Source organism: Nocardia sp. CDC519 (genome assembly GCF_059509835.1).
The window spans coordinates 5,874,168-5,898,669 of sequence record NZ_CM183377.1; the positions used below are offsets into that span (position 1 = coordinate 5,874,168).

Genomic DNA, 24,502 nt, shown 5'->3' on the forward strand with positions numbered 1-24,502 from the left:
CCCCGGAGACGCCGATGCCTCACGGGATCAGCCCGTGCCATCGAAGGTCGCCCAGGTATCTGGTGATCAGATCCGCACTCAGGTGCGGGATGTCGGCGTCCGGGCCGAGTTGCGCGGCGCGCACCGCGGCCCGGAACTCGGCGGCCGGAATGGCCGAGCCCGCGATCGCCGGCGCGGGCCGGGCGAAGGCGTGCAGCAGCGGCAGCACCGAGGCGCTGCGCTGCGGCTCGGGCAGCCCACGCAGCGCCGCCTCGAAACGGGTCACCCACTCGGCGTAGTCGTCGACGCGTTCGATCGCGACACCGGCCTCGATCAGCCAGTCGACCACCGTATCGAGCGAGATCCCGTCATCGTGCGGGTTCACCACATGGAAGCTGTGATGGCCCGCGTCGACGGCGGCGCCGAGCACGGTGATCGCTTCGGCGGTGAAATCCGCTGGTAGCCCGTCGTAGTGGGCCCGTGCCCGCGCACCGTCGCCGGCGCGGCGGTAGAACGAGGCGGGCGCGAGTCCGGTGGCGGCCAGCCCGATCAGCAGCCGGGTGAACATGTCCGGCACATTGAGCTGCCCACGGTAGCGCGGATGGGCCAGCACCATATCCGAGCGGAACACCGCCACCGGCAGGCCGCACAGATCGTGCGCCTCGCGCAGCAGCACTTCCCCCGCCCATTTGCTGTTGCCGTAGCCCGCGGCGTACCCGGCGCCGTTGCGCCGCACCGGGCTACCGGCCCGGATATCGCCGCCCTCGGTGAACACCGTGCGATCGACGTCGGCGGCCACCGCCACCGTCGACAGATAGGTCACCGGCTTGAGCCGATGGGTGAGCGCCAACCGGATCACCTCGGCCGTACCGACCACATTGGGGCCGAACAACTGCTCATACGGCAACACATGGTTCACCAGTGCCGCGCAGTGCACGACACGGTCCACGCGCCGCGCCAACTCCTGCCAGGCCGGTTCGTCGAGCCCGAACCGGGGCGCGCTGATATCGCCGGCGATCACCTCGAGGTGGGCATCGGCCGATTCCCGGTAGCGGCGCAGCAACTCGGGATCACCGGAGTCGAACGCCGCGTCGAGCCTGCGGCGCGCGCTGTCGGCGTCCTTGCCACGCACCACACACAGCACCCGCCCGCCGACGGCCGCCATCCGCTGCAACCACAGCAGGCACAGCCACCGCCCGAGGTAGCCGTTGGCGCCGGTGATCAACACCGTCGACGTCGTCGCAGCCAGCGGTAGCCCTGGCGCCGCCGCCACGGTGTCGGCGCCGATGAATTTCTCCAGCGTCAGGTCCGCGGCCGCCACCTGTTCGGCCCCGGCGCCGTGCACGCTCGCGAACGACACCACCTGTGCACCGGATTCCCTTGCGGTGCTGATGTATTCGGCGAGATCGCCCAGCCTGGTGGCCGGGCTCGTCACCACGCTGACCGGCACCTCGACGCCGAAGATCTCGGTCAGCAGCTTCGCCAGCGACAGCGCCGAGAGCGAATCACCGCCGAGGTCGGCGAAACCCGCCTGCGGGCTCGACTGTTCGGGCGTGCAGTCCAGCACGGCGCGCGCGGCTCCCAGCACCGTGTCCACCACGGCGACCTCGCCCGCGCTGATGTGCAGGTCCCGCAGCTGCGCCGAACGCCCCTCGGCGCGATCGCGGTACATCTGCTCGAGCCGCGGACCATACCGGCGCTCCAGCGCCGGGCGCAGCAGCTTACCGATTCCCGACAGCAGCCCGTTCTCGATCGTGAACGGCTCGGTCTCCACGATGAACTCGCGCGGAATCTCATACGGTTCCAGCCCGGCCTCGGCTGCCACCGCACGCACCGAGGCGGCGATCGACGCCGTGAGCTCACCGGTGTTCGCTGCCGCGTCGATCGCGGCCTCGGTCGGCACCACCACCGCGAGCAGATAGGCGCGCACACTACTGCCGTAGACGAAGATCTGCCGGATCAGCGGGCTGCCCGCGAACACCGCCTCCAACTGCGCGACAGCGACGAACTCCCCTTGGGACAGCTTCAGCACATTGTTGCGCCGATCCAGATACCGCAGCCGATCCGGGCCGATCTCGGCGACGATGTCGCCGGTGCGGTAGAAACCGTCGGCGTCGAAGACCTGCGCGGTGATATCGGGGCGCCGGTAATAGCCGGGGATCATGGTCGTGGTCTTGAGCAGCAGCTCACCACGCGGATGGGGGGTATCGGTGGTGCGGTAGCCGAGTTCGGGGACGTCGACGAGCTTGTAGTCGATCACCAGCGGCCTGCGCACCCGGTTGTCGACCACCAGACCACCACCGGCCTCGGTGGACCCATAGGCGTCGTGCACCTCGATCTCGAGCAGCGACTCCAGGAACGTCTTCAGCTCCGGCGCCAGCGGCGCGCTACCGGTCGAGGCCGAAATCAGCCTGCCGCCGAGCACTTCGCGCCGCAGCTGCGCCCGCACCTGCTCCTCGGACCGGCCACCCGCCACCTCGCTCTGATACCGCTGGTAGATCATCTCGCTGACCCTCGGCACCAGCACCATCTCGGTGGGCCGCACCAGCGCGATGTCGTCGAACAACGTCGACATGTCCGCCGCGGCGGTGAAATACGCGGTGCCACCGCGCACCAGGACCCCGGCCAGGGCCAGCCGTCCGGCGAGATGACTCAACGGCATGTAGTTCACACTGATGGCCGGCGGGTTCGAGCCCGCCTTACGGGCCAGCCCTTGCAACCAGATCCCCGCGGCCAGTCGATCGGTGTACATCGCGCCCTTGGGCGTGCCGGTGCTGCCAGAGGTGTAGATCAGCATTGCCAGCGGGTCGGTATCCCGGTCCGCGAAATACGGTGCGACCCTGGGCATATCGCGGCCCGCCTCGATCACCTCGGCCAAGGTTTCGAGCGTGATCGACGTGCCGGCCAGTCGCTCCCGAGCCGTGGCCAGCGCGGACCGGTGCGCATCGAGCTCGGCGACGTGATCGATCACCACCAGCCGCCGCAGCCCCGGGCCGGCCAGCGCGCAGTCGACCGCACGGTCGAGCAGTTCGGGCGTGGATGCCAGTACCCGCGGTTCGGTCTCCGCGACGATCTGGGCCAGCGCCGGACTCGGCGCCCCTGCCTGCAGCGGCACCACCACCGCCCCGAGCCGCACGCAGGTCAGATCGACGATGGTCAACTCGACGCCGGTCACGCCGAGAACCGCGATCATCGTGCCCGCCTCGACTCCGGCCGTGCCCTGCCACGCGGCGGCTATCGCCTCGACTCGATCGGCCACTTCGGCATAGCTGAGGGTCTCGAAACGGTCGAGCCAGCGGCGTTCGGGCTGCCCGGTGACCGGATCGCGCACGATGTCGAACGCGCGCTGCCCGAGCGCGGGACGTTCGGCGTAGCCGGTGAGCACACTGGCCACGATCTGGGCGACACCGGTGCCGGGCGTCCGCACGGCATCGAGCACTGTCTCATCCGGCGCCGCCGCGCGGGCCTGGTGATCATCGCTGTACAGCTGAGCGATGCGCTGCCTGCGCCGAGCAGCCGGCGTCTCGATCGACATGGTGTTGGTGCCTCCCCTGGCCGGCCGAGCACGTCCTGAACGTTAGCGTGCCTAAGCAAGATGCCAGCCGGGGGGCGCTTACGCAGCCGCAATCGGGTGTGATACCAGTCACAAGGGTGCTGATGTCTCAAACGCGGCAGGGGGACCGGTCATTCGACCGAGCCGGACACGAGCTAAGCGGCAGCCGGTTCGGCCAGTGCCTGCTCCCGCAGACTCGCCAGCGTGCGCGACAAGATCCGCGACACCTGCATCTGGGACACACCGAGCCGTTCGGCGATCTGGTTCTGGGTCATCGACCCATAGAACCGCCACACCAGCACCTGACGTTCCCGCCGCGGCAGCGCGGCGATCAGCGGCCGCACCGCCATCGCATCCTCGAGCAGGCCGTAGCAGGGTTCCTCACTACCGAGCCTGCGCTGCACCGCACTGCCCGCGTCATCGTCGTCACGAGCGATCGACTCCAGCGAATTGCTCGTATGCCCATTCGCGGCGACCATCGCCTGCGTCAGCTGAGCCAGCTCCACCCCGAGCTCGGCGGCGACCTCACGGGCGGTCGGCACCCGTCCCAGCCGCTGCGACAGCGCTTCGGTGGCCGGACCTATCCGCAACTGAATGTCTTTCATCGTGCGCGGCACCCGCACCGCCCAGGTGCGGTCGCGGAAGTGGCGGCGCACCTCACCCATCATGGTTGGCACCGCATAAGCGAGAAACGTACTGCCGCGGCTGAGATCGAAACGATCCACGGCCTGGATCAAGCCCACCCTGGCCACCTGCTGCAAATCGTCGAAGGACTCACCGCGTCCACCGAAACGACGCGCGATGTGCTCGGCCAGCGGAAGGCACAGCTCGATGATTTCGTCGCGAACATGCGCGCGATGCGGATCGTCAGGGTCCAAAGACTCGAGTTTGTCGAACCACGGCTCGATGTTCTCGTAACTGTCCGAAGAATCTCCGTATTTCCCCGCACCGGCACCGACTGATCGGGCCGCAGGAGCGGTTGTGGTGGTCTGAGCGTGCTTCGACTGGTTCATTGGGCCTCCTCGGTTCCCCAATCGGCTGACGTTCGGCTCGACCTGACTGAGGGGTACCCAATTTCCCGTAATCGAAAAGTGATCGCCCACGCCGCGTTCGCCGCCGCGACGAACTGCACGGACGTGTCGGCGCCGCACACCCGGGTATGCGGGAAGCGAGTCGCATGATCCGCGACCAGAGCGCCGAACACGCGCAGCGGGCATCGACAGGAAGGAACCGCGCATGGCAGGCACCGATCTCACCCAGCGCCGCATTCTGGCGATCGTCACCAATTACGGCGTCGAACAGGACGAACTCATGGTTCCCGTGCAGCATCTCCGCGACGCGGGCGCCACGGTCGACATCGCCGCCGAATCCGGCGACACCATCCAGACCCTGGTGCACGACAAGAATCCCGGCACCACCGTCCAACCCACCGTCACCCTCGACGCGGTGAACCCGGCCGACTACGACCTGCTGCTGATCCCCGGCGGCACCGTCAACGCCGATTCGCTGCGCCTCAACGCCGCCGCCGTCGACATCACTCGCCGGATCGCGGCCGCGGGCACACCGATCGCCGCGATCTGCCACGGACCGTGGCTGCTCGTGGAAGCCGGCATCGTCGGCGACAAGACACTCACCTCGTTCCCCTCCCTGAAAACCGATATCCACAACGCGGGCGCCGCCGACTGGGTGGACCGATCGGTCGTCTTCGACGACACCCACGGTTACCCGCTGATCACCTCACGCTCCCCCAAGGACATCGGCGACTTCATCGAACGCATCGGCCTCACCCTGGCCGAGCGAGCGGCCTGACCGCCCGCTCAGCCGTTGCCGCGGCGACGCAGCCGCGCCAGATCGGCGTGCAGGGCGGCATTGGCGTCTTCGAGTTCGAGAATGCGGCCGATGCCGGCGAGGTTCACCCCATCGGCGGCCAGCGCCGCGATCCGATGCAGCCGCGCCAGATCGTCGCCGCTGTAGCGGCGGGTTCCGCCGTCGCTACGGGCCGGGGTGATCAGACCGTGCCGCTCGTACAGGCGCAGAGTCTGCACGCCGATGCCGGCCAGGTCGGCGGCCACCGAGATCGCATAGACCGCCTGCGTCGAGTCGGGGAGACGAGGCTCGAAACTCTCCTGCGTCATCCGTTCTCCTCACTCCTGCCATTCCTTTCAGATTTTCTATCCTAAGCCCTTGCGTTCATCTCACCGCCGAGCTATAACGAATCTATGTCAGATGACATAGGTTATCTGCTCATCGATACAGAGAATGGAGTGATCTGGAGGTGGCGACCATGCTGATGCGCACCGATCCGTTCCGTGATCTGGACCGACTGACGCAGCAGGTGTTCGGCACAGTGGCCCGCCCGGCCGTCATGCCGATGGACGCCTGGCGTGCGGGCGACGAATTCCTGGTCGAGTTCGACCTACCCGGCATCGACCCCGAATCGCTGGATCTCGATGTCGAACGCAATGTCGTGACAGTCCGCGCCACGCGTCCAGAACTGCAAGGCGACCGCGAGATGATCGCCGCAGAACGCTCCCGCGGCGTCTTCAGCCGACAGCTGTTCCTCGGCGACGGCCTCGACACCGACCACATCCGCGCCGACTACACCGACGGCGTACTGCGCCTGTCCATCCCGGTCGCGGAGAAGGCCAAACCCCGCAAGATCGCGGTCGAGCGGGCCGAACGGCGTCAGGCCATCGACGCCTGATCCGGCACGGCCCGGCACTCCTTCGAGGAGACAGGGCAATGATCGGAACGGACTCGCGCGAGGACCTGCTCGACACCGAACTGCTCCTGCTCGACCCCGACATCGAGCAGCTCTTCGCCGAAATGGACGCCATTGTGGCCGAAGCGCTGGCCCGTTGGCCCGCACCACAGCACCCCGGCCAACGGGTCCGGCCCGAGCGACCACCGCGCGCACCGACGCACCCCGCGCTCGTCGCGACGCTACGCCGGCGCATCCCGCCCGGCGTGCAGCCGACTCAGCGCGGCCCGCCGCACCGCGCGGTGTCCCCGCAACCGGCCGAGATCGACACGAGTGAGGTGATGCCCCTGTTCGACACGGACTCACAGCAACCCATCTCGAACACAGTCACTCTTCGCGGGGCGACCCGGAACCCTCCGGGCCGCCCCTGGCCCGTCACCCGATCGGACGCAGGGAGGTAACGCGATGACCCCGTTCCCCACCGGCAGCGACGCCGACCGCAGCGACCAGCACACCCTCGCCTACGCCACCGACGTCGACGCCGGACTCGACACCGCGGAACCCCCACTCACCACTCGCATCCGCGAAGCCTTCGACAACGCCGATACCGCCGACCGCATCGATCAAGCCTGGATCACCCCGCTGCCCGACGACGAGTACCCCCTCGCCTACTGACCGCGGGGACACCGGGCCATCAGCGATTCCCGGCCGCGACCCCGTGCTCCGCCAGAATCCGTTCGCGCTTACGCGGAGCGATATTGGCCTTGGTGACATCACCGCCGTAATGCGCGAGCACCCGCGGATCCATCACCCGCCGCCACAGTGGAGGGACAGCGGCCAGCAAGATCATGGTGGCGTACCCCGCGGGCAGCTGCGGGGATTCGGCGGAACTACGCAGCGTCTGATACCGCCGCCCCGGGTTCGCGTGATGGTCGCTGTGGCGCTGCAAATGGAACAGGAAGATATTGGTCACCAACCGGTCGCTGTTCCAGCTGTCACGCGGCGAGCAGCGCTCGAACCGGCCGTTGGGGCGGCGCCTGCGCAGCAGACCGTAGTGCTCGACATAGTTGACCGTCTCCAGCAGGGCCGCGCCGATCACCGCCTGCAACAGCAGCCACGGCAACACCTCGAGCCCGAATGCCGCGATCAGCGAACCGAACAACACCACCGTCATCGCCCACGCCTGCACGATGTGGTTGTGCGGTGACCACCAGCCCTGGCCGTGCCGCTGCAACCGCTCACGTTCGAGCGCGATGGCCGAGCGGAACCCACCCGAGACGGTGCGCGGCAGGAACTCGTACAGCGACTCCCCCAGCCGCGCGCTCGCCGGATCCTCGGGCGTCGCCACCCGCACGTGATGACCGCGGTTGTGTTCGACGAAGAAATGCCCGTAACCGGATTGGGCCAAGGCGATCTTGGCCAGCCAGCGCTCCAGATGCTCGGCTCGATGCCCCAGCTCGTGTGCCGCGTTGATCCCGATCCCGCTGACGAATCCCAGCGTGACCGCCAAGCCGAGCTTGTCGACGAAACTCAGCGCATCGCCCGCCCACATCGAGGACGCGATCACCAGTCCGAGCAATTGGATCGGCAGGAACATGTAGGTGCACCACCGGTAATAGTGGTTGTTCGACAGCGCCTCGTAGTCCTCGTCGCGGGGGTTGCTGCCGTCCTCGCCGACGATCAGATCGAGGACCGGAATCACGATCAAGACGATGATCGGACCGATCCACCAGAACACTTCGGATCCCGTGCGCAGCACCAACTGTGAGGGCAGCAGCGCACACCCCGGGGCAATCAGCCCCAATACCCACAGATACCGCTTCCGATCCTGAGGACCCCGCGATTCGCCCGCTTGCACTGAGACCAACTCCGAGTGTTGCCTTGTGGCCCCCCACAACGAATAAATCCGGATGCTCACCCGGCCCGTTACAGCCGGCGCAAATCATTGGCATCCCGATTCTCGCACCCGCGACTCGAGTAGATCAATACAGATGATCATGCCCCTTGGATCAACCAAGCGACCATTCGGACAGGGCCCAATAAAAAGGACAGAAGCCGACCAATTGCGGAACGGCGTATCGCCGGGCGCCCTACTTTTCCCGCAAACCCGCTGAGCCACATCGAGATCCAGTCGATACCGCGATATTTCGAAAAGATCCGTTCCCACATCGACCGCTGCTTTGAAATGCGCGATCCGATCGGCACGCCCGGCGAGCTCAGCCGTGGGCGCCGCAATTATCCGCTCGTGCAGAAACCACACCCATACCGCCGAATCGAGCCACCGGATCGTCGAGCAAACTACAGTTTGCAGTGAACGACGAAACCAAGGGGCCGAGACCGATCGCGCCCGACCGGCCGGGCACCCTCGGGAAGGGACCGCACCGATGCACCGCGGCCGAATCAGCACACCCGGGCGAGCTCCCGGAGCCCTCCCATGACCCGCTGGTTCACCGACACCATCGTCGACAACGGCCGCCTGCCGCTGCTGTTCATGATGGTTGCCTTCCTGCTGACGTTCCTGTTCATCCGGATGAGCACCCGGATGATCCGCGCCGAAGTCTCCTGGTGGCCCGGCAACGTCACCCCGGGCGGCCTGCACATCCACCACGTGATCTTCGGACTCGTCACCATGCTGGTCTCCGGCCTACTGCTGGTCGCGCTCGCCGCGCACGAAACACCGGTCCTCAACTGCGTGCTCGCCACCTTCTTCGGCATCGGATCCGCGCTGGTACTCGACGAATTCGCCCTCGTGCTGCACGTACGCGACGTCTACTGGAGCGAGGAAGGCCGCAGCAGCATCGACGCCGTCATGGTCGCCTTCGCCATCTCGGTGCTGTTCCTGCTCGGCATCCACCCCCTCGGCCTCGCCGACGACTTCGACGAATACACCGACGACGGCGAAGTCGCCACCCTCATCGCCTCGATCGCCGGTCTCACCATCCAATACGGCCTCGCCGCCATCACCCTGCTCAAAGGCAAATACTGGACCGGCTTCCTCGGCCTGTTCTTCCCACCACTGCTGGTCGTCGGCGCCCTCCGGCTCAGCAGGCCGACCGCGCCCTGGGCGCGGTGGCGCTACCGCCCGGGCTCATCGAAACTCGCCAAAGCCACAGCCCGTGAAACCCGCTACCGGGAGCCGGTGGTCCGCGCGAAGATCACCGCCCAGGAATTCGTTTCGGGTCGCTTCACCACACCCGAACCGGCTGCCGAACCGGAGACGAGCAGAGCTGGGCGAACCGGCAGCGGACACGAACTCTGATGCGGCGAAGACTCGGACCGTCCGGCGGCGGGCCGCCGGCTAGGCGGTAGTCCGTACTCGACGCTCTCCTCCTCTCGCGGCATACTTTCCCGCCGGCTGTAGCTCGGCCCCTCGAGGACTTGGGCCGACCGATTCTGATGAACCCCACCAGGCCCTCACGCCTCTTTGCTGTTTTTACGGAGGGTCGTGTATGGGCGACGTTGGCTATTGGGTGAGGCACATTCGTAGATGCGCATATCTACGTATCGGCAAGATTAACACAGCGAGATTATCGGACCCTTCTCATACCGAACTTCAGCCCCCACTCGCTCAAACCGGTAGCCGAGCTACGCCGGACCTCACTTCCCTGGCCCACATAGTTTGCGTGTCCACCGCCCCTCCCCCATGTCGCCGTCGCCGAACGACAACTACACGCCTCAGCTCCCCCGGTCGAACGATCCGAGTCCCTCCTGGTGGTAATACTCGAGCGTGAGCTCATCACCGTCGAAGGTCGCCTTGGAGACCGAGCCGGGGGCGGCGTTCTCCCCGGAGGGTGTGAAGACGAAAATGTCGCCATCCCAGTGAGTCAGCGGGAAGGCCGTATTCTTCGGGCCGAGCGTCAGGGTCAACGCGCCCGCGGTTTCGGTGATGGTCGCCGGGCCGTAGTACGGGTTGTCGTAGACGCCCGCGTAGTCGGTCAGTGGGCGGGCCGGGGCCGGGTCGGCGGGCGCGGTGGCGTCGGCCAGTTCGCCGGTGGGCGCGCTCATCGGCGCGAACGCTTCCCGGTAGAGGGCTCGCCAGTCCTGCCGGATCTCACCGAATTGCACCAGGTCGGCGAATTCGGCGTTGAGCGTCTCGGGTACGCCGATCGGTGCCGCGTTGGTCAGCGTCACGATGCCGACGTCGGCCGAGGGAATCAGGGTGAACGCGGTCGCCGCTCCGAGTTCGAATCCGCCGGAATGGCTGAGCATCACCCGTCCGGCCGCGGATTCGGAAACATTGAAACCGAAGCCGTAGAAGCCGGCGCGTGCGTCGGCCGATTGCGGTGGGTGCGCGACCGACTGCGGTGAGATCGCGGGCAGCAAGTCCTGCGGTTCGATCAAGGCGCGCCCGTTCACCGAGCCGTTCGCGAGCACCATCGTCATCCATTTCGCCATGTCCGTCACCGAGGAGCTCACTCCCCCGGCCGGCGATTGCGCGTCCGGCTGTCGTCCCGGATTGGTGACCCGGTATTCGCCGTCGACGAAGGTGTGACCGTCGGCCCGGTCCGCGCGTTCGGCGAATTCGCTGTAGCGCGAACTCGTGGCGGTCATGCCGAGCGGCTCGTACAACTCGCGGGCCGACAGTGTTTCCCAGTCGGTGCCACCGGCGCGCGCCACGGCCATGGCGGCGGCGGTGACCCCGAAGTTGGTGTACTCGTACGAATCGCGGAAGGGTCCGAGCGGCAGCAGACGCAATCGCTCGACGACCTGTTCGCGGTCATAGCCGAGATCCTCGAGCAGGTCACCGGCGTGATCGGGTAGTCCGGACCGATGGGCATACAGGTCGCCGACGGTGACATGGTCGGTCACGTAGGGGTCGCCGAGAGCGAAGGACGGCATCAGCTCCTCGAGCGGCGAATCCCACTCGACCTTGCCCGCCGACACTTGGTGCGCCACCACCGTCGCACCAACCGATTTCGACACCGACGCCAGCTGGAACACCGTGTCGGGCCCGACCTCGCTCTTGCTGTCGACATTGCCGACGCCGAAACCCTCGCTGTAGACCACCCTGCCGTCGTGCACGATGGCCACCGCCATCCCGGGGATTCCGGAGGATGCCATCAGCTCCTCGGCCAGCCCACCGACCCGATCGACCGCCTCGCCGACTCGGCCATCCGGGATCGCGACACCCGCGACCTGGTTGGGCAAGACCGAATCGGTCGCCGACGGCGTCGTACTCGCCGACTCCGCCGGTTCCTCACCCCCGCAACCGCTCACCACTAGTCCCGCGGCGACAACAGCCGCGAGAGCCCCGAACCTCGACCGCCGACGCTTCATTACGTCGCCTCCTGGGTGTGGCACGCCCCCGTCCGACAGTAATGCACCCGGGTACCCGGCGGAAGATCATCGATGCGGGCCGCTACGCCGGTGACGTCCTCGACCGACCCCGGCGGCTACCGGCGCTGTGTGCCCGGATCTCTTCGGTGGCCGCTCGGAAAGCAGGTGCGGCCCGAGCGAAATAGTCGAACAACAGGGCGCGCTGCTCGGGGGTGTAGTGGTCGAGGACTTCGGCCAGGTGCCGGCGGGCAGGGCCGACGACCTGCTGGATGCGATCGAGGGCTTCGGGCACCGGCTCGACGAGCACACGCCTGCGGTCATTCGGGTCCGCCGTTCGGCGGGCGAAACCGGACTTCTCCAGCCGGTCGATCAGGCGGGTGGTGGCACCTGTGGTGAGCCCGGCCCGGGTGGCGAGCTCTCCCGAGGACAGGGCGCCGTGGAATGCGATCAGGCTCAGCGCGTACCACTCCGAGGTGTGCAGACCTGCGGCCTCCGCGCTGGCGAGGCCTTGCAGGCCCACCGCGTCCAGGTACTGCCGGAAGATCACATGTTCGCGGTCACCATCCGCCGTACTTGCCATCGGGTCGCCTCGCCTCGTACATTCGATTTATCTGCATCTGAGCAGATACTTCTTGCATGCAGTATCTGCGCCATTCTAACCAGCGAGGGAGTGATTCACCATGCAGCAGGACATCGCCGCGGTGAGAGCGGTCATCGACGGTCTGGTCGCCGCCTGGGCCGACCACGACGCCGAGGCCTACGGCGCACTGTTCACCGAGGACGCGAGCTATATCAGCTTCGTCGGCACCGTCTACCGCGGCCGGCGCGATATCGTGAGCAGCCATCGCGCGCTGTTCGCGAAGTTTCTCGCGGGCACGAAACTCGCCGACGAGGTTCTCGACATCCAATTCTGCGGAACCGATACAGCCGTGGTCACCAGCCGGGGCGATACCTACAAAGGCGGGCGGCCGCGCAAGCTGAGCAAGGTCCAGACCTACACGATGGTCCGTGACACCGACGGACAGTGGCGCGTGGCCGCCTTCCAGAACACCCAGCGCAAACCGGTCATGGAGAAGATCTCGTTCCTCGTCTCCCCCGACACCGTCCCCCGGGCACAGCAGTGATCATTTCTCAGGACGATTGTCCATAACAGGCGACCAGCGCGGCTGCGCGATCGTGAAGACGGGTGCGCAGCCATTGCGGCGCAAGAGCTTCCGCGTCCGCGGCGAGCTGCCACAGGGCCCATTCCGCGTGCCGGGCATCTTGGAAACTCACCTCGAGGCGCAGTCGACCGTTCGTGTCGGAGTCCTCGGCATGCACGGCCAGGGCGGTGCCGACCAGGTCCTCGCGCCGTGCCGGATCCACCAGCGCCAGCACGGTGACCTGGTCGCCACCGGCACGAAAACGTGTGCTGCGCTCCTGCCAGACGCGATCCAGATCGACCCGGCCCGCCCGCTGCGCGGGTTCGGGCAGTTGCTCGGCGGCCAGCACTCGCGACAGCCGATAGGTGCGATCCGCACCCGCTCGGGTGGCCAGCAGATAGACGTGATCGCGCACAGTGACCAGGCCGATCGGGTCCACCGTTCGCCACGTCGGGGCCTGGTCCACGGCGGCGTAGTGGATGCGCAGTTTGTGTCCGGTGAACACAGCACGGCGAACCTCGGCGGCCACGGCCTCGGGCACCTCGTCCTCGACCAGCCGACGTGAGAGCAGATCGGTCTCGGGATCGACGAGCAGCCGCCCGGCCACCTCGTCGGCGGTGGCCCGGTAGCTGTCCGGCAGCGCATCGACCACCTTGAGCATTGCCGAAGCCAACGCCGAGCCGAGACCGAATACCTGTGCGCCACGCCGGGATCCGGCCACCAGCAGGGCGAGTGCCTCGTCATGGTTGAGTCCGGTGAGCTCGGTCCGGAATCCCGGTAACAGCGCGAAACCGCCGTGTCTGCCGCGTTCGGCGTACACCGGGACGCCCGCCGTCGACAGCGCTTCGATGTCGCGCAGGACCGTGCGCGTCGACACCTCGAGCTCATCGGCCAGCTCCGCCGCCGTCAGCCGGCCACGCCGGCGCAGCAGCAGCACCAGCGATACCAGCCGATCAGCGCGCACACCGGAAATCTTCCCAGAAATACCTGACACAGGATGTCGTGAATCGTTGGAAGGCTCGTCAACACGGCGCCTAGAACAGGCGGCGGTAGGTACCTCGACAATGCGAATGGAGCTGAAGTGGTAGCGCAACGAACGGCAGTGAACCCGGTGACGTGGTCGCTGGAGATGGGGTTCAACCAGGGCGAACTCGTTTCCGGGCACACCCGGACGCTGTACTGCTCCGGCCAGACCGCGATGGGCGAGGACGGCACTCCCCAGCACGACGGCGACATGGCGGCGCAGTTGGCCCTGAGTCTCGACAATGTCGAAGCCGTGCTCGGCAAGGCAGGAATGTCGCTGGCGAACCTGGTCCGGCTCAACGTTTATACGACCGACGTCGACCTGCTCTTCCAGCATTACGGCGTGCTGGCCGCGCGATTGGGCGCCGCCCAGGTAGCCCCGGCCACCACGATGCTCGGCGTCACCCGCCTCGCGATCCCCGGCCAGCTGGTCGAACTCGAGGCGACCGCCGTCGACTGATGCTCGCCCCGCCGCCTCTGGTTGCGATGCCGGAGGCGGCGGGTAGCCGGAAGATGACGATCACCCGTCGTACGACACGTGGGGCGTCCAGTCGTCATCGGGCCGCTGCACCGCTGCCCACATGGCTTCCGCGATGGGCGGCGGGGAGAACGGACCCGTCTCGGCCAGCAGGCCGTTGATCTGGACGGCGACGGCCCTGATCCCTTCACCAGCCAGGGCGGCGTCGAGACTGGTGACGAGATTGCGTACGCCGGCCTTCTGCACACCGAGCGAAGCCGCGCCGTGCCACGGCTTGTCGGCGGCCGCGCTGCCCGTCACCAGGATGCGCGCCCCGCGCGACATGAAGCGGTATGCCGCCTGTACCGCGGGCAGCAGTGCCGCGACACCGAAAGTGACGTCCTCGAGCAGTTCGGCCACGGTCAGGTGCAGCGGATCCTTCTCCCGCCACGCGCTGGGATTGAAATGCAGCAGATCGATGCGGCCGTGGCGGGACCCGATCTCGGCCACCACCCGGCTGATGTCGCCCGCATCGAGCAAGTCGATGGCGGCACCCTCGGCAGAAAGGCCGTCGGCGGTGAGCATGTCCGCCAGCCCGGCGGCATCCTCGGTGGTGCGGGCGGTGAGCGCCGCATGGTAGCCCGCACGGGCGAATCGGCGCGCGACCGCGACACCGAGACCGGGCCCTGCGCCGATCGTCAGATGGACGGGAGTGGTCATCCCGCCAGGCTAAGTCGCCGGAGCCACTCGTGCGAGGACGCTCCCCGCGCCGGTTACTTTCACACGCGTGAGCGCTCCCCCAAGGCAAGCTGACGGCAGGGCCCACCACCTACCGCCCGGATCGCCGGCATCGATGACTCCGCAGCCGGAGCAATCCCACTCGCAGCCACCCCGGCGCCGACAGACGCCCGGTACGCACCCCAAGCCCCTCTCCTCAGTAAACCACCAGGTCAGGGCGCGATTTGGCGCTTACCCTGAGCATCCGATAATCTTGCTGGGCACACCGGTCCGGGTGGCGGAATGGCAGACGCGCTAGCTTGAGGTGCTAGTGCCCTTTATCGGGCGTGGGGGTTCAAGTCCCCCTCCGGACACAACCACTACGCCCACGGGCGGTTGTGGGCTGGTTTCGGCTACCACCGTTCGTGTGGCGTGGTTATAGGTGAGCTTCAGGCCAAGCTGTCGGTAGATCTCAAGTTTCTGGGCTGGGTCGGCCTTGCGTATCACTTTCACCAGACCGCCGAGCGAATCGATGAGGCTGGCGATCTCCGCCTGTGTCATGCGCTGGTTTGAAACGTGCCGGCTTTCTAGTGCCGCCATCTGTGCGGTGACGAGTTGCCGCTCTCGCTGGACATCGTCAATCCACCCGGCGACAAGTCCAGGGTCTGCCCCCGCTTCCAAGGCTGCACGGTGTCTGGCGAGTTTCTGATCGATGGTGGCCAGTGATCGACGTGCCGCATCCAGTGCTGGTGCATCATCTCGTTGGGTGGCTTCGAGCATAGAGAGGGAGTGCGCGAGCCGATCGGGGTGAAAGATATCTGCCAGCCATGTGTGCAGAGGACCAGTGAGTTGGTCTTCGCGCAGGTAGACCGACGGCGGGTGGTCGAGCTGGTTGGCGATAGCGTATTCGGAGGGGTATCGGCATCGGTAGTGGGCTCGCTCGTGGTTCCACGTACCCTGCATCCTCCTGCCGCAGGACTCATGAAACAGTAACCCTTTGAACATGTAGGGATGCTGTCGCCGAGTCACAACCCGGCCGGTCGATTTCGGGCCCCGGGAGGCCAGTCGTAACCGGACGTGTTCGAAATCAGTTCTGCTGACCAACGCCTCGTGAGCAGGTCGGTCGGAGTAGACCCACTCGGTTTTCGGATTCCAGGACAGCCGGGTGTGATGGCCGAGAGCGACGTCGTCTACGTCGATGAGGGACTCTTGCTTGCGCTGCTTGTTCCACACTTCGTAGCCGGTGTACCGCGGATTGGTCAGGATCGAGCGGACCGCACTCTTCGACCACGCGAGTGCCGAGCGGTGGTTGTTGCGCTTGCTGTCGTAAGCCGACGGGCACGAAATACCCTCAGTGGTGAGGCGTTGCGCAATCGCGAATACTCCTATACCCGACAGGTACTCGTGATAAATGCGCTGCACTACGGGCGCCGTGACCGGGTCGGGTTCGAGCCGGTGTAGCCGCTTACCATCGGCGGCTTTGCCCGGATTGGGATGAGGGCCGGCGTCGGCGAGCCGGTACCCGTAGGGCGGTCGGCCCCCAAGATAGCGGCCCTCGACTTGCACTTGCGCGGCCATAGCAGCACGAACACGAATCTTGATGCGGTTGCGCTCGCCTTTGGACATGCCACCGAAAACCGACATGATCAGGTCGTGCGCTTCGGAGTCAGGGTCGATCGGACCACCGACCTCCGGCACCCACAGCTGCACGCCGTAGTGGACGAAGACCGGGAACGTCAGCCCGAATTGGTTGCCGTAGAACGCGCGCTGCGGTTCGCCGATCACGACCGCGTCGAACCCTCGATCAGGTTCTTTGAGCAGCTCGAGTAGTCGCCCGGCCGCGGGCCGCCGCTTCCACGGAATGGATCGCGACTGCCCGATGTCGAAGAACTCCGCGACGATGTGCCCGTGCTGACCGATGAGGGCCTTCGCCCGTCCGATCTGCCAGTTGCGAGATGCATCCGGATCCTGTTGATCTTCGGTGGAGACCCGCCCGGCGAAAGCGAATCTGAGCATTAGTGCAATTCCACCTGCTGGTTGCGAAAGACATCCATGTTCGGCGGTGAGGTGGTGGGACTGCCCCATCGTTGTAAAAGGAGCCTCGTGGTGTCGGTCGTGCTGCTGAGGCGGGCTCGGTCCGGAGCGACCGGCGATCTCGCCATCAGCAGCACGGACATGTTGGAGAATGATCTCCAGCAACACTCTAGCGGCCGAGGCGTTGAGCATCGGCGGATCGCTCGGGACGTTAACGGTGATGTCCTCCGCGTCATTTCGGCCAGAGCTATCGTCTGCGTTGATGCTGTCAGGTCGCACGGCGCACGTCCTCACCTACAGCGGCGGACTTGAACCAGCTGATTGATGACCGAAACCTTGGCCTATACAGGCTGCCGCGCACGCCCGACCGAGCGTGGTCATTTCCCTGTGAGGGCCCACGAATCGGTGCGCTGAAGTGGACAGTCGCGGCTGATGCACCCATGAATCCTGGGTGCCCGATAACGGGAGCAGCCCCGGCACAGGAAACACTTATCGATATCTGGCCTTGGAGATCGAACGGCATGAATCCTCCAGCCCGCCGATTCTCCCTCTATCTATGAGAGCCGAACCACGACGATTTCGCAACCGCCGAAGTCCTTGTGCACAAACGCGGCCAAAGGGCAGTTGCGACGACCCGTGAGAAGCGCTCCGAGCCATAGTTATTTCTCTTGCCAGCCGCCGCTGCAAGGGTGGCGCCACGACCACGTCAAGTCTCCCATCCCGAAGGATGGCGCCGCGCTGTCGGTACAGACAGGCAACCCTCATTGGCTCGCCTCCGCCGCATATCGCTCACACCCTGACCACAATCACGGGAGGACTCCCATGCACAGCTCTGCGTCCGATTCACCGAACCGTGCGGACGCGACGGAAGTAGTGGTCGCGACGGATGTGCCGCGTGCGCACCCGTTCTTCTGGGCCGTGCTCATTACCGCCGCGACTGTCAGCATCATCGGCAACGCCACGCAAGCAATCCTGCATGGCACCGCTGTTCCCGTTGTCGCCGCTGCCGTCGCCGTCATACCACCGTTGGCGTTGCTCGCCGCTGTGCACGGGGTGTCGGTCCTGGTCCGCGCCGACACCGGAGCCCGCGCAACGCACATCGTCGCAACAGCGATGACTGCGCTGATCGCGGCGGGCGCCTTCTGGTTGTCGTTCACCGCGTTGAGGTCGTTGGCGGTAACGGCCGGCGTACCTGGCAAGGAGGCGTGGCTGTGGCCGCTGATCATCGAAGGCTCGATGGCACAGTCCACCGTCGCGCTGCTCGCACTCGCGCATTCCTCCAACAGTGCGCACGCGAGCGTGCCCAATGTCCCGGCCGCTCCCGCGGATGAGCCGATGCTCGAACGCGTGCGCACGCCGCTCGATTCATCTGCGCCGGTCTTGGCGGACTTCGCGGCGCTGGCAGAGCTGTTGTGCGCACGCGATCCTGCCAGGCGCCGCGATCCGCGTGTGGTCGCGCACGCATTGAAACGCCACCACAACGATGGCTGGAGTCCCACCCAGATCGCCAACGAACTGAACAAGAGCCGCTCGACTATCAGCCGCATCCTCTCCGACGCGGCCGCCACACAAGCAATGCACGACTCACCGGACAGCTCGCAGACCGCCAGGGAGTTGTGACCGGCGCCAGCGCCTGCCGAATCAAAGAGGCTGTGGCATCAATCGGCTCGACATACCGCCCACCGTGTCGGATTATCGAAGGAGTCTTCGTGACAGCATCACCATCCGCGCACACGGCAGGTGTGCCTGTCGCCCAGGGAGTTCCGATCGACGTCGACTTGAGCTGTCCGCACTGTCACCAAATTGACCTGGTGCAAAGCGTTCCAGCCGTATACACCAACGGCATCTCCTCCAGTTTCGGCACCGGCACCCACTCCGGTATCGGCGTGGCCTCCACAGGGCTGGTACCCGTTATCGGCACGGCCTCGATCGACCGCACTCACGTGACGATGCTGGCCGCCAGCCTGGCACCCGAGCCCGCGCTGGAGTCGACCACCCGACTCACGATCGTCGGTCTGCTCGTACTGATTCCCGCATTCTGTATGACCGTGCCGTTGGTGGGCGCTACGGCGATGGGAGACCCGGGCATGTCCTTGGCGACCTGGGTGGTCGGGCTTCTGTTCTTCATCGGCCCGGCAGCTGCACCCGGCGTGGTCACGCTCGGCATCCCCGTCGCCCGCGCCCGCTCCAACAGACGGATAGTCCGCGGCCGGGCGAAGGCGCACGCCGTCTGGCGGAGCGCGGTCTACTGCCACCGATGCGGACTGGTCTTCTGGCCCTTCTCCCCAGCGCCTGGCATACCTGCACGGCAGGCATTCTTCCCGGAGAAGTTCCGATCGCTGGGCTGGAGGGCCGGAGGCTACCTCAGAACCTGAACCAGCCCGTCGCCACAGCTCGGGGAGGGCGTACGGCGCCTTCTGGGCAGACTCGTCCGATCGGAGTCTTCAGACGACTCCACCCACTCCCGAATCACCTCTACTACCAGGTGTTCCAATGTCTGGACCGGTGCTGCCGGGCTGCTGATTCGATGCTTCGGTCAGGTCGATGGGCCGTTGACCGGTTGCCTGGCTCGCGGCGGCGTCACTGGTGTGAGCCGCACGCGCAGCCGCCAATAGCTGGCGGACGTGTTTCGGGGATGTCTCGAGGAGTTCACTGATCTCGGCTTCGGTCAGCCCCTTCTCATGCATGCGCGCAGCTGCGGCTGCTTGCCGGGCGTGGTGTGCGGCTTTCTCCCGGCCGGCGCGTTCCTCGACCGCTCGTATCCGCTGCTGGAGTGCGGCCACTTCGCTGACGAGTTGGGCTTCGCATTCGGTGATCGCGTGCCATTCGGCGATATAGGTCGTGATCGCGGCGTGTATCACGCGTTCGCGTTCCCGTACTTCGTCTTTGCGGCGGCGCTCGCGTTCACGTGAACGTTCGAGTCGTTGGATGAGTTCGGGGGGACGCGATGTGCGCGACGAGCGTGTCGGCTTCGACGACATGGGCATGGCCTTCCGCCGTGACCGGCCTGCCTGTTCTCCCGCCACCAATAGTACCCATGCTCCCCGGCCTGCTGACGAACAGATATGGCCACGAACGACTCTGAATGGTCCCGATCTCCCATGTCGGTCTGTCGGGCCGCTGCTTGCGCCGTCAGCGCCTCATCTCTGAAAGGACATTTGATGCAAGTCGATCTGGATTGTTTCTTCGTGCCCGCGCGGTTGATCGCGTCTGTTCCGGGTGCGCTGGGGTACTGGCCGCGCCGACGTCTGGTGTTGCTCATGACCGTAGCGCCGGCACCGGATGAGCAGCCCCAACGGGTGCAGCCTCTATTTGTCACTTGGCCGTTGGAGGTGCCGTCGGCCACCGCGTTGGCCGACGCGCGGCGTCTGGCCACGAACGTGAACGCCTCCGCTGTCGCTGCGCTCATTGTCGACGACCGGCTCGCCAGCCCCGATTCCGCCGAGCTGGGCTCGGCGGCGCATCGTGAACTCGTCGATGCGTTGGTCGAGGGATTCGATGCCGGTCCGCCATCATTGGTCGCGGTCTGGGGTATCAGCGACATCATCGCCAGCGCCGAATGGTTCACGTTGTGTGGTTCACCCGAGCGCGGTCTAATCGGGGACCCGTTGCATGATCCGGCCACGCGCGAACGTACCGAGCGCGGCCAGGAGGTGCAATCCAGCCGGGAAGCAGTGGTGCAATCTCTGGCACCTGACCGCCAGCTGATCGAGCAAATCCGCAAGCACAACGCCTCTGCTGGTGACCCCGATTCTCGCGTACCGGGGCGCCGGCGATCAGCAGCGCATGACGTATCGGAGCATTCGGCTCGGCAGAGTCTGCGTGCGGCGCTCGAGCTGCTCGGCTGCTGCCAGGACGAACGTCGGTTGAGTGCTGTGCAACTGGCTTGCTTGGCCGGGTTGATCGCCGATAGCAGCGTGCGCGATTGTTTGTTCGCGGTAGCGAACACCGCCCGCGCCGCGGTGGCTGAGGCGACGTGGGTGATGCTCGTTCGCGGGCTCACTGGACCCGACCGGGCACATGCAGCCGTCCTACTCGCCTACTTCGCCGCTGTCCGGGGCGATACGGTCCTCGCGTCGATCGCCGTCGGCATCGCCCTCGAGGCCGGCCCTCACTACGAGATCGCGGTCCTCCTGGATGCAGCGATCGAGATCGCGATCCCACCGCAGAAGCTGCTGCGGTTGGCCCACAAATCGGCACGAATAGCAGCCGCCCTGGGCGTCGAGATCCCCCAGTCGTCGGCCTGACACGCCGGCGGAACGCCCTGGCCGGACCCACTCCCGTTAACGAACAGCTCGTCGCCTGCCCCGACACGTGGCCGGGCGAGTCTGAACAGCTGTCTACCGCAAGGAGTTACGTCATGAAGTTCGACATCAGACCAGACCGGGGCGCAGGCCGACGCCGGGGTGGGCACCGACTGCGCCGCCGCACAGCTGCCCTGCGTGCCGGGCTGGTCCGCTGGCGCGCCTACAGTCACATTCCGGCACAGCTCGAACTCACCGTGGCCGAGCAGCGGTGGCTCCGCGTCGATGCCTGGATCAGCACGATCGACGGGGCCGCCGTGGTCCAGGTCGACACCAGCGCGCTCGACCAGGCGCGGCGCTGCCGGGTCTACGTCAACGACGGCGCCGTCTATGACGCCGTGCCCAGTGACGCAGACCACGACACCGGCCGGCTCGCCGACGACCTGACAGAGCTCGGCCGCGGTGAACGCGTCAACCTCGCCCGGGGCCTGGCTGCTGCGCGCACCCGACGGCCCGACCTGCCCGAATGGCCCTATCACGATGTCGGCGCCGACGATCTCGGCCGAGTCTGGCCCCTGATCACCGTCGATCAGATCGCGCACTGGGCGGGCACTGCCTTGACCGGCGATGAGATCGACCGGGTCGCTCGGGCGATCCCGAAGTCCTCGATTCCCAAGGCGATCGGCGACATCGTCGCGGCGATCACCGCCGACCGGGCAGGTGCGCATAACCAGCACGACGCGGCAGCCGAAGCGGGCGAAACGGCCCGCTGCAGTCTGCCACAACGAGGGGAGTGATATGGGTCTGCGAACACCGCCACGATCGATCATCGAAGCGTTCGCTGGCTTGTTCGGTGCGGCCGGCGCCGAATTCGCCAGCACCATGGACGTCACCTTCGACCAGTTCAACTGGGCCGAGGACGAGATCCACGGTGCGCAGCGGCGCCATCGCCGTCACCGTGACGTGCTGCATCACAGCTTCGGGCTCTTGGCGCCGACCCATGACCTGATGAGCCGGGAGTTCGTCTACCGATCGCACTGTCGTGAACTGCTCGACCGGGTTGCCGCTTGCTCCGACACCACGCTTGCGACCGCGGCCGAGGTGGCGCTGTCGCTGGTGCAGGCCAGTCACTCAGCTCCTTTGAACACCGTCGCGTTCGGGCTGTATGTGCGCATGTGGAAGCTCGCCGGGTTTCCGGCGCTGGATGCGCTGGGATCTGTCGAGGTCCACTACGAGGCGATCGCCGCCTCCGAGATCGACGATCTCGAGAACTGGACCCGTCAGAAACTCGCGGTCCGCGACCGGACCCTGACCGGCATCGCCTGCCGCGGCCGTCACCACGACGAACCCGTCACCTGCCGATTCGCACACCCTACCGACCGCCCCGCGGCGGCCTGAGACAAAAAGTCAGGCAACGGCCCTGAATGCGAGCGCGAAACCCGCAGTCTCGCTGGGGGCGCCGCCTGTAGGCCGCGCAAACCGCGCCCGCAGGCGCGGAATTTCCAGTTCCCGCCTGAACACCAGCGGCCTCGACTGGCACTCACAGTCGTCGGCGCCCCGGGGGTGATCTGGCCGGGAGTAGGCCAGCTGTCCGGCCACCGCACGGGCGATCGTTCATCATCCCCACAACGCCTGTGCCGGGTTGCACCACGCTGTTCGACCCCCCGTGCTGCAGAGTTCGGTCGGCGGTCGAGGCCCTCTGAGAGGGACGTATCTGCGGTCATCCCAAACATCTACGAGCAGGAGGTCGATGGTGGGCAAGTTGTCTAAACGCGCGGCTGCTGCGCATCGTGAGGCGTGCGCGTTGGTGGCGCTGCGGCGCGAGTTGTGTGAGGACGAGAAGTTGTTCGTTCTGGCCAACTTTCAGGAATCCAGTGTCAGCGGTCAATCCGCGGTGGGGGCGTTCTTCACTCCGGCCAGGTTGGCGCGCGATATGTCGATCGAGGTGGTGGGTCGTCGTCTGATCGATCTGGGGGCGGGAATCGGCCAGCTGGCGTTCGCGTGCCGAGATCTGTGGGGCCGGGCCAACGGCGAACCCGTTCGGGACCTGGTGTGTGTGGAACGCAACCCTGTGTTCGTGCGGGTGGGCCGGAAGGTGCTGCCCGAGGCGCGGTGGTTGTGCGGTGATCTGTTGCGCGCGCACCTGGAGCGGATGCCGTTGTTCGACACCGCGATCGCCAACCCGCCCTTCGGCGCGGTCGCCCGCAGCAGCGATGCTCCGGGCTATCATGGGCCGCGTTTCGAGTACCACACGATCACGATCGCAGCACGGGTGGCTCGCCACGGCGTTTTCCTGATTCCGCAGTCCTCGGCTCCGTTTCGCTACAGCGGCCAGCCTCGGATGCACGACGGGTGCGCTGATGCGGAGTGCCAGCGTTTCCACGCCGCCACGGGCATCACCCTCGATCCCAGCTGCGGAATCGACACCAGCGGCTACCGCGACAACTGGCACCACCCGACCGTCGCCACCGAAGTCGTCACCAGCGACTTCACCACCCTCGCCAGCGCACACGAGCCTTCCCCGCCCGCGACGCCAGAGTCCTGGGCCGCCTGAGCACGAGTGCGTAGCCAGCTAGCACGCTGGCCGCGATTGAGTGCGCCGGCTTCACTGCGATCTGATCGAGGAGACCCGTGGTTATGGATGTTCATGAGCCTGTCGAGGTTTCGGTCGGCGACGGCCGCGCCTACCGCGTGCGCTTTCTACGCGATCCGGACGCCGAATGCCCTCGCAGTTGGGACGGCAATCGCGCGCTGCTGATGAGCCGAGATGGGGGTACCGCCGTGAACGAGATCGCGGCGAGCAGCGCGCCACACGCGCGAGCGGTGGCGCATCTCCTCGATCAGCACGACGGGGATTGCGATGCGGTGGTTCGTGGCTACGCGATGTGGCGGGCCATCACGGGCAGCCCGTACCGGCTGTTCGTCGGCAGCGGGTATGCCACAGCCTGGCAATCGGATTGGCTGGTCTGGTACGCGCTGGCCGAGAACGTCGACATCGCCCGCGTCGAGGTCGACATCTATCGGCAATGGCTTGCCGGGGAAGTGTTCGGCTGGTGTCTGACCGGGCCCGACGGCGGCCAGGTCGATTCCTGCTTCGGCTACTACGATTGCGAGGCAGCCGATGCCGACTGGCGCGCCGCACTGCGAGCCCACGAGCGTCAGTTGTGCCGGCAGGCCAGCGCGGCCGGCACAGGCGTGATCGGTGTCATCTGAAACATCGTGCCGGATGGTGCCCCTCGATGCAGTCACGTCTGGACCATCGGGCGCCGGCGGCGGCGCAGCCGCTGGCCGATGATTCGTTCATGTGAGGTGAAGCCACAGAACGGTTTCGTGGTCCCGAAGGACGGCGCATATCCACGATGTGCGGACCAAGCC

Annotated in this window: 23 protein-coding genes, 1 tRNA gene and 1 pseudogene; 14 read left to right on the plus strand and 11 right to left on the minus strand. The window is 66.4% G+C overall.

The window, feature by feature from the left end; genetic code table 11:
- Window positions 1–19 precede the first annotated feature (19 nt).
- Complete coding sequence (gene car / locus AC5W7N_RS26610; RefSeq protein ID WP_495922483.1) at window positions 20–3,514, minus strand: carboxylic acid reductase; 3,495 nt, start codon at window positions 3,512–3,514, stop codon at window positions 20–22.
- A gap of 173 nt (window positions 3,515–3,687) precedes the next feature.
- The gene (locus tag AC5W7N_RS26615; protein WP_228805988.1) at window positions 3,688–4,545 is read right to left on the minus strand and encodes an RNA polymerase sigma factor SigF; all 858 of its coding nucleotides are present in this window, start codon (window positions 4,543–4,545) and stop codon (window positions 3,688–3,690) included.
- Window positions 4,546–4,768: 223 nt separating this feature from the next.
- Here AC5W7N_RS26615 and AC5W7N_RS26620 point away from each other — a divergent pair, with 223 nt between their 5' ends.
- A complete protein-coding gene (locus tag AC5W7N_RS26620) occupies window positions 4,769–5,341 on the plus strand; it encodes a type 1 glutamine amidotransferase domain-containing protein (RefSeq protein WP_495922485.1) in 573 nt (190 codons plus the stop codon).
- 8 nt (window positions 5,342–5,349) lie between these two features.
- Here AC5W7N_RS26620 and AC5W7N_RS26625 read toward each other — a convergent pair whose 3' ends face one another.
- Complete coding sequence (locus AC5W7N_RS26625) at window positions 5,350–5,667, minus strand: MerR family transcriptional regulator (RefSeq protein WP_163812980.1); 318 nt, start codon at window positions 5,665–5,667, stop codon at window positions 5,350–5,352.
- Window positions 5,668–5,801: 134 nt separating this feature from the next.
- Between AC5W7N_RS26625 and AC5W7N_RS26630 the strand changes: the two genes are divergently transcribed.
- Window positions 5,802–6,236, plus strand: a complete 435-nt coding sequence (locus AC5W7N_RS26630) for an Hsp20/alpha crystallin family protein (RefSeq protein WP_280211720.1) — start codon at window positions 5,802–5,804, stop codon at window positions 6,234–6,236.
- Here AC5W7N_RS26630 and AC5W7N_RS26635 read toward each other — a convergent pair.
- Window positions 6,218–6,418 carry a hypothetical protein gene (locus AC5W7N_RS26635; RefSeq protein WP_195007135.1) on the minus strand — a complete coding sequence of 67 codons (201 nt, stop codon included), beginning with the start codon at window positions 6,416–6,418 and terminating at the stop codon, window positions 6,218–6,220. The genes AC5W7N_RS26630 and AC5W7N_RS26635 overlap by 19 nt on opposite strands.
- A 280-nt stretch (window positions 6,419–6,698) precedes the next feature.
- Between AC5W7N_RS26635 and AC5W7N_RS26640 the strand changes: the two genes are divergently transcribed.
- A complete protein-coding gene (locus AC5W7N_RS26640) occupies window positions 6,699–6,908 on the plus strand; it encodes an Rv3202a family protein (protein ID WP_495922487.1) in 210 nt (69 codons plus the stop codon).
- Window positions 6,909–6,927: 19 nt separating this feature from the next.
- Here AC5W7N_RS26640 and AC5W7N_RS26645 read toward each other — a convergent pair whose 3' ends face one another.
- Window positions 6,928–8,046, minus strand: a complete 1,119-nt coding sequence (locus tag AC5W7N_RS26645; RefSeq protein ID WP_228805994.1) for an alkane 1-monooxygenase — start codon at window positions 8,044–8,046, stop codon at window positions 6,928–6,930.
- Between the two features lie 621 nt (window positions 8,047–8,667).
- Here AC5W7N_RS26645 and AC5W7N_RS26650 point away from each other — a divergent pair.
- Window positions 8,668–9,492, plus strand: a complete 825-nt coding sequence (locus AC5W7N_RS26650) for a hypothetical protein (RefSeq protein ID WP_495922489.1) — start codon at window positions 8,668–8,670, stop codon at window positions 9,490–9,492.
- 416 nt (window positions 9,493–9,908) lie between these two features.
- Here AC5W7N_RS26650 and AC5W7N_RS26655 read toward each other — a convergent pair whose 3' ends face one another.
- The gene (locus AC5W7N_RS26655; protein ID WP_495922490.1) at window positions 9,909–11,510 is read right to left on the minus strand and encodes a serine hydrolase; all 1,602 of its coding nucleotides are present in this window, start codon (window positions 11,508–11,510) and stop codon (window positions 9,909–9,911) included.
- A gap of 82 nt (window positions 11,511–11,592) precedes the next feature.
- Entirely contained in the window at window positions 11,593–12,090 is a 498-nt protein-coding gene (locus tag AC5W7N_RS26660) for a MarR family transcriptional regulator (RefSeq protein WP_163812994.1), read from the minus strand.
- A 100-nt stretch (window positions 12,091–12,190) separates the two neighbouring features.
- Here AC5W7N_RS26660 and AC5W7N_RS26665 point away from each other — a divergent pair, with 100 nt between their 5' ends.
- Window positions 12,191–12,634: an SgcJ/EcaC family oxidoreductase gene (locus tag AC5W7N_RS26665; RefSeq protein ID WP_495922491.1), complete on the plus strand. Its 444-nt coding sequence runs from the start codon at window positions 12,191–12,193 to the stop codon at window positions 12,632–12,634.
- 7 nt (window positions 12,635–12,641) lie between these two features.
- On the opposite strand, the gene AC5W7N_RS26670 is transcribed toward AC5W7N_RS26665, so the two are convergent.
- On the minus strand, window positions 12,642–13,616 hold the full coding sequence (locus AC5W7N_RS26670) for a helix-turn-helix transcriptional regulator (RefSeq protein ID WP_495922492.1): 975 nt from the start codon (window positions 13,614–13,616) through the stop codon (window positions 12,642–12,644).
- 165 nt (window positions 13,617–13,781) lie between these two features.
- Here AC5W7N_RS26670 and AC5W7N_RS26675 point away from each other — a divergent pair, with 165 nt between their 5' ends.
- Window positions 13,782–14,135: a RidA family protein gene (locus AC5W7N_RS26675; protein WP_163813265.1), complete on the plus strand. Its 354-nt coding sequence runs from the start codon at window positions 13,782–13,784 to the stop codon at window positions 14,133–14,135.
- A gap of 60 nt (window positions 14,136–14,195) precedes the next feature.
- Here AC5W7N_RS26675 and AC5W7N_RS26680 read toward each other — a convergent pair whose 3' ends face one another.
- On the minus strand, window positions 14,196–14,852 hold the full coding sequence (locus AC5W7N_RS26680) for an SDR family oxidoreductase (protein WP_495922493.1): 657 nt from the start codon (window positions 14,850–14,852) through the stop codon (window positions 14,196–14,198).
- Between the two features lie 286 nt (window positions 14,853–15,138).
- Here AC5W7N_RS26680 and AC5W7N_RS26685 point away from each other — a divergent pair.
- Window positions 15,139–15,223, plus strand: a tRNA-Leu gene (locus AC5W7N_RS26685).
- A 742-nt stretch (window positions 15,224–15,965) separates the two neighbouring features.
- Here AC5W7N_RS26685 and AC5W7N_RS26690 read toward each other — a convergent pair.
- Window positions 15,966–17,075: pseudogene (locus tag AC5W7N_RS26690) on the minus strand (recombinase family protein); the annotation flags it as partial.
- A gap of 444 nt (window positions 17,076–17,519) precedes the next feature.
- On the opposite strand from AC5W7N_RS26690, the gene AC5W7N_RS26695 reads away from it, so the two are divergent.
- Window positions 17,520–18,503 (plus strand): DUF2637 domain-containing protein, encoded by a 984-nt coding sequence (locus tag AC5W7N_RS26695; protein WP_194989627.1) that lies wholly within the window; start codon window positions 17,520–17,522, stop codon window positions 18,501–18,503.
- A gap of 89 nt (window positions 18,504–18,592) precedes the next feature.
- A complete protein-coding gene (locus tag AC5W7N_RS26700; protein WP_495922495.1) occupies window positions 18,593–19,258 on the plus strand; it encodes a hypothetical protein in 666 nt (221 codons plus the stop codon).
- Window positions 19,259–19,327: 69 nt separating this feature from the next.
- Here the strand turns inward: AC5W7N_RS26700 and AC5W7N_RS26705 are convergent, their stop codons facing one another.
- Window positions 19,328–19,864, minus strand: a complete 537-nt coding sequence (locus tag AC5W7N_RS26705) for a hypothetical protein (RefSeq protein ID WP_194989625.1) — start codon at window positions 19,862–19,864, stop codon at window positions 19,328–19,330.
- An 84-nt stretch (window positions 19,865–19,948) separates the two neighbouring features.
- Between AC5W7N_RS26705 and AC5W7N_RS26710 the strand changes: the two genes are divergently transcribed.
- From AC5W7N_RS26710 to AC5W7N_RS26730, 5 genes are all read left to right on the plus strand, one after another.
- Window positions 19,949–21,130 carry a DUF4192 domain-containing protein gene (locus AC5W7N_RS26710; protein WP_495922497.1) on the plus strand — a complete coding sequence of 394 codons (1,182 nt, stop codon included), beginning with the start codon at window positions 19,949–19,951 and terminating at the stop codon, window positions 21,128–21,130.
- A gap of 113 nt (window positions 21,131–21,243) precedes the next feature.
- The gene (locus tag AC5W7N_RS26715) at window positions 21,244–21,924 is read left to right on the plus strand and encodes a hypothetical protein (protein WP_495922499.1); all 681 of its coding nucleotides are present in this window, start codon (window positions 21,244–21,246) and stop codon (window positions 21,922–21,924) included.
- 1 nt (window position 21,925) lies between these two features.
- Window positions 21,926–22,525, plus strand: a complete 600-nt coding sequence (locus tag AC5W7N_RS26720) for a hypothetical protein (RefSeq protein WP_194989622.1) — start codon at window positions 21,926–21,928, stop codon at window positions 22,523–22,525.
- Between the two features lie 352 nt (window positions 22,526–22,877).
- Window positions 22,878–23,681 carry a class I SAM-dependent methyltransferase gene (locus AC5W7N_RS26725; protein WP_495922501.1) on the plus strand — a complete coding sequence of 268 codons (804 nt, stop codon included), beginning with the start codon at window positions 22,878–22,880 and terminating at the stop codon, window positions 23,679–23,681.
- A 227-nt stretch (window positions 23,682–23,908) separates the two neighbouring features.
- The gene (locus AC5W7N_RS26730) at window positions 23,909–24,340 is read left to right on the plus strand and encodes a hypothetical protein (RefSeq protein WP_194989620.1); all 432 of its coding nucleotides are present in this window, start codon (window positions 23,909–23,911) and stop codon (window positions 24,338–24,340) included.
- The last annotated feature ends 162 nt before the right edge of the window (window positions 24,341–24,502 follow it).

Coding starts and splice junctions, on each gene's coding strand:
- car (WP_495922483.1), bottom strand. CDS start 3,514: ATGTCGATCGAGACGCCGGCTGCTCGGCGCAGGCAGCGCATCGCTCAG.
- AC5W7N_RS26615 (WP_228805988.1), bottom strand. CDS start 4,545: ATGAACCAGTCGAAGCACGCTCAGACCACCACAACCGCTCCTGCGGCC.
- AC5W7N_RS26620 (WP_495922485.1), top strand. CDS start 4,769: ATGGCAGGCACCGATCTCACCCAGCGCCGCATTCTGGCGATCGTCACC.
- AC5W7N_RS26625 (WP_163812980.1), bottom strand. CDS start 5,667: ATGACGCAGGAGAGTTTCGAGCCTCGTCTCCCCGACTCGACGCAGGCG.
- AC5W7N_RS26640 (WP_495922487.1), top strand. CDS start 6,699: ATGACCCCGTTCCCCACCGGCAGCGACGCCGACCGCAGCGACCAGCAC.
- AC5W7N_RS26650 (WP_495922489.1), top strand. CDS start 8,668: ATGACCCGCTGGTTCACCGACACCATCGTCGACAACGGCCGCCTGCCG.
- AC5W7N_RS26655 (WP_495922490.1), bottom strand. CDS start 11,510: ATGAAGCGTCGGCGGTCGAGGTTCGGGGCTCTCGCGGCTGTTGTCGCC.
- AC5W7N_RS26660 (WP_163812994.1), bottom strand. CDS start 12,090: ATGGCAAGTACGGCGGATGGTGACCGCGAACATGTGATCTTCCGGCAG.
- AC5W7N_RS26665 (WP_495922491.1), top strand. CDS start 12,191: ATGCAGCAGGACATCGCCGCGGTGAGAGCGGTCATCGACGGTCTGGTC.
- AC5W7N_RS26675 (WP_163813265.1), top strand. CDS start 13,782: ATGGGGTTCAACCAGGGCGAACTCGTTTCCGGGCACACCCGGACGCTG.
- AC5W7N_RS26680 (WP_495922493.1), bottom strand. CDS start 14,852: ATGACCACTCCCGTCCATCTGACGATCGGCGCAGGGCCCGGTCTCGGT.
- AC5W7N_RS26705 (WP_194989625.1), bottom strand. CDS start 19,864: ATGTCGTCGAAGCCGACACGCTCGTCGCGCACATCGCGTCCCCCCGAA.
- AC5W7N_RS26710 (WP_495922497.1), top strand. CDS start 19,949: ATGGCCACGAACGACTCTGAATGGTCCCGATCTCCCATGTCGGTCTGT.
- AC5W7N_RS26715 (WP_495922499.1), top strand. CDS start 21,244: ATGAAGTTCGACATCAGACCAGACCGGGGCGCAGGCCGACGCCGGGGT.
- AC5W7N_RS26720 (WP_194989622.1), top strand. CDS start 21,926: ATGGGTCTGCGAACACCGCCACGATCGATCATCGAAGCGTTCGCTGGC.
- AC5W7N_RS26725 (WP_495922501.1), top strand. CDS start 22,878: ATGGTGGGCAAGTTGTCTAAACGCGCGGCTGCTGCGCATCGTGAGGCG.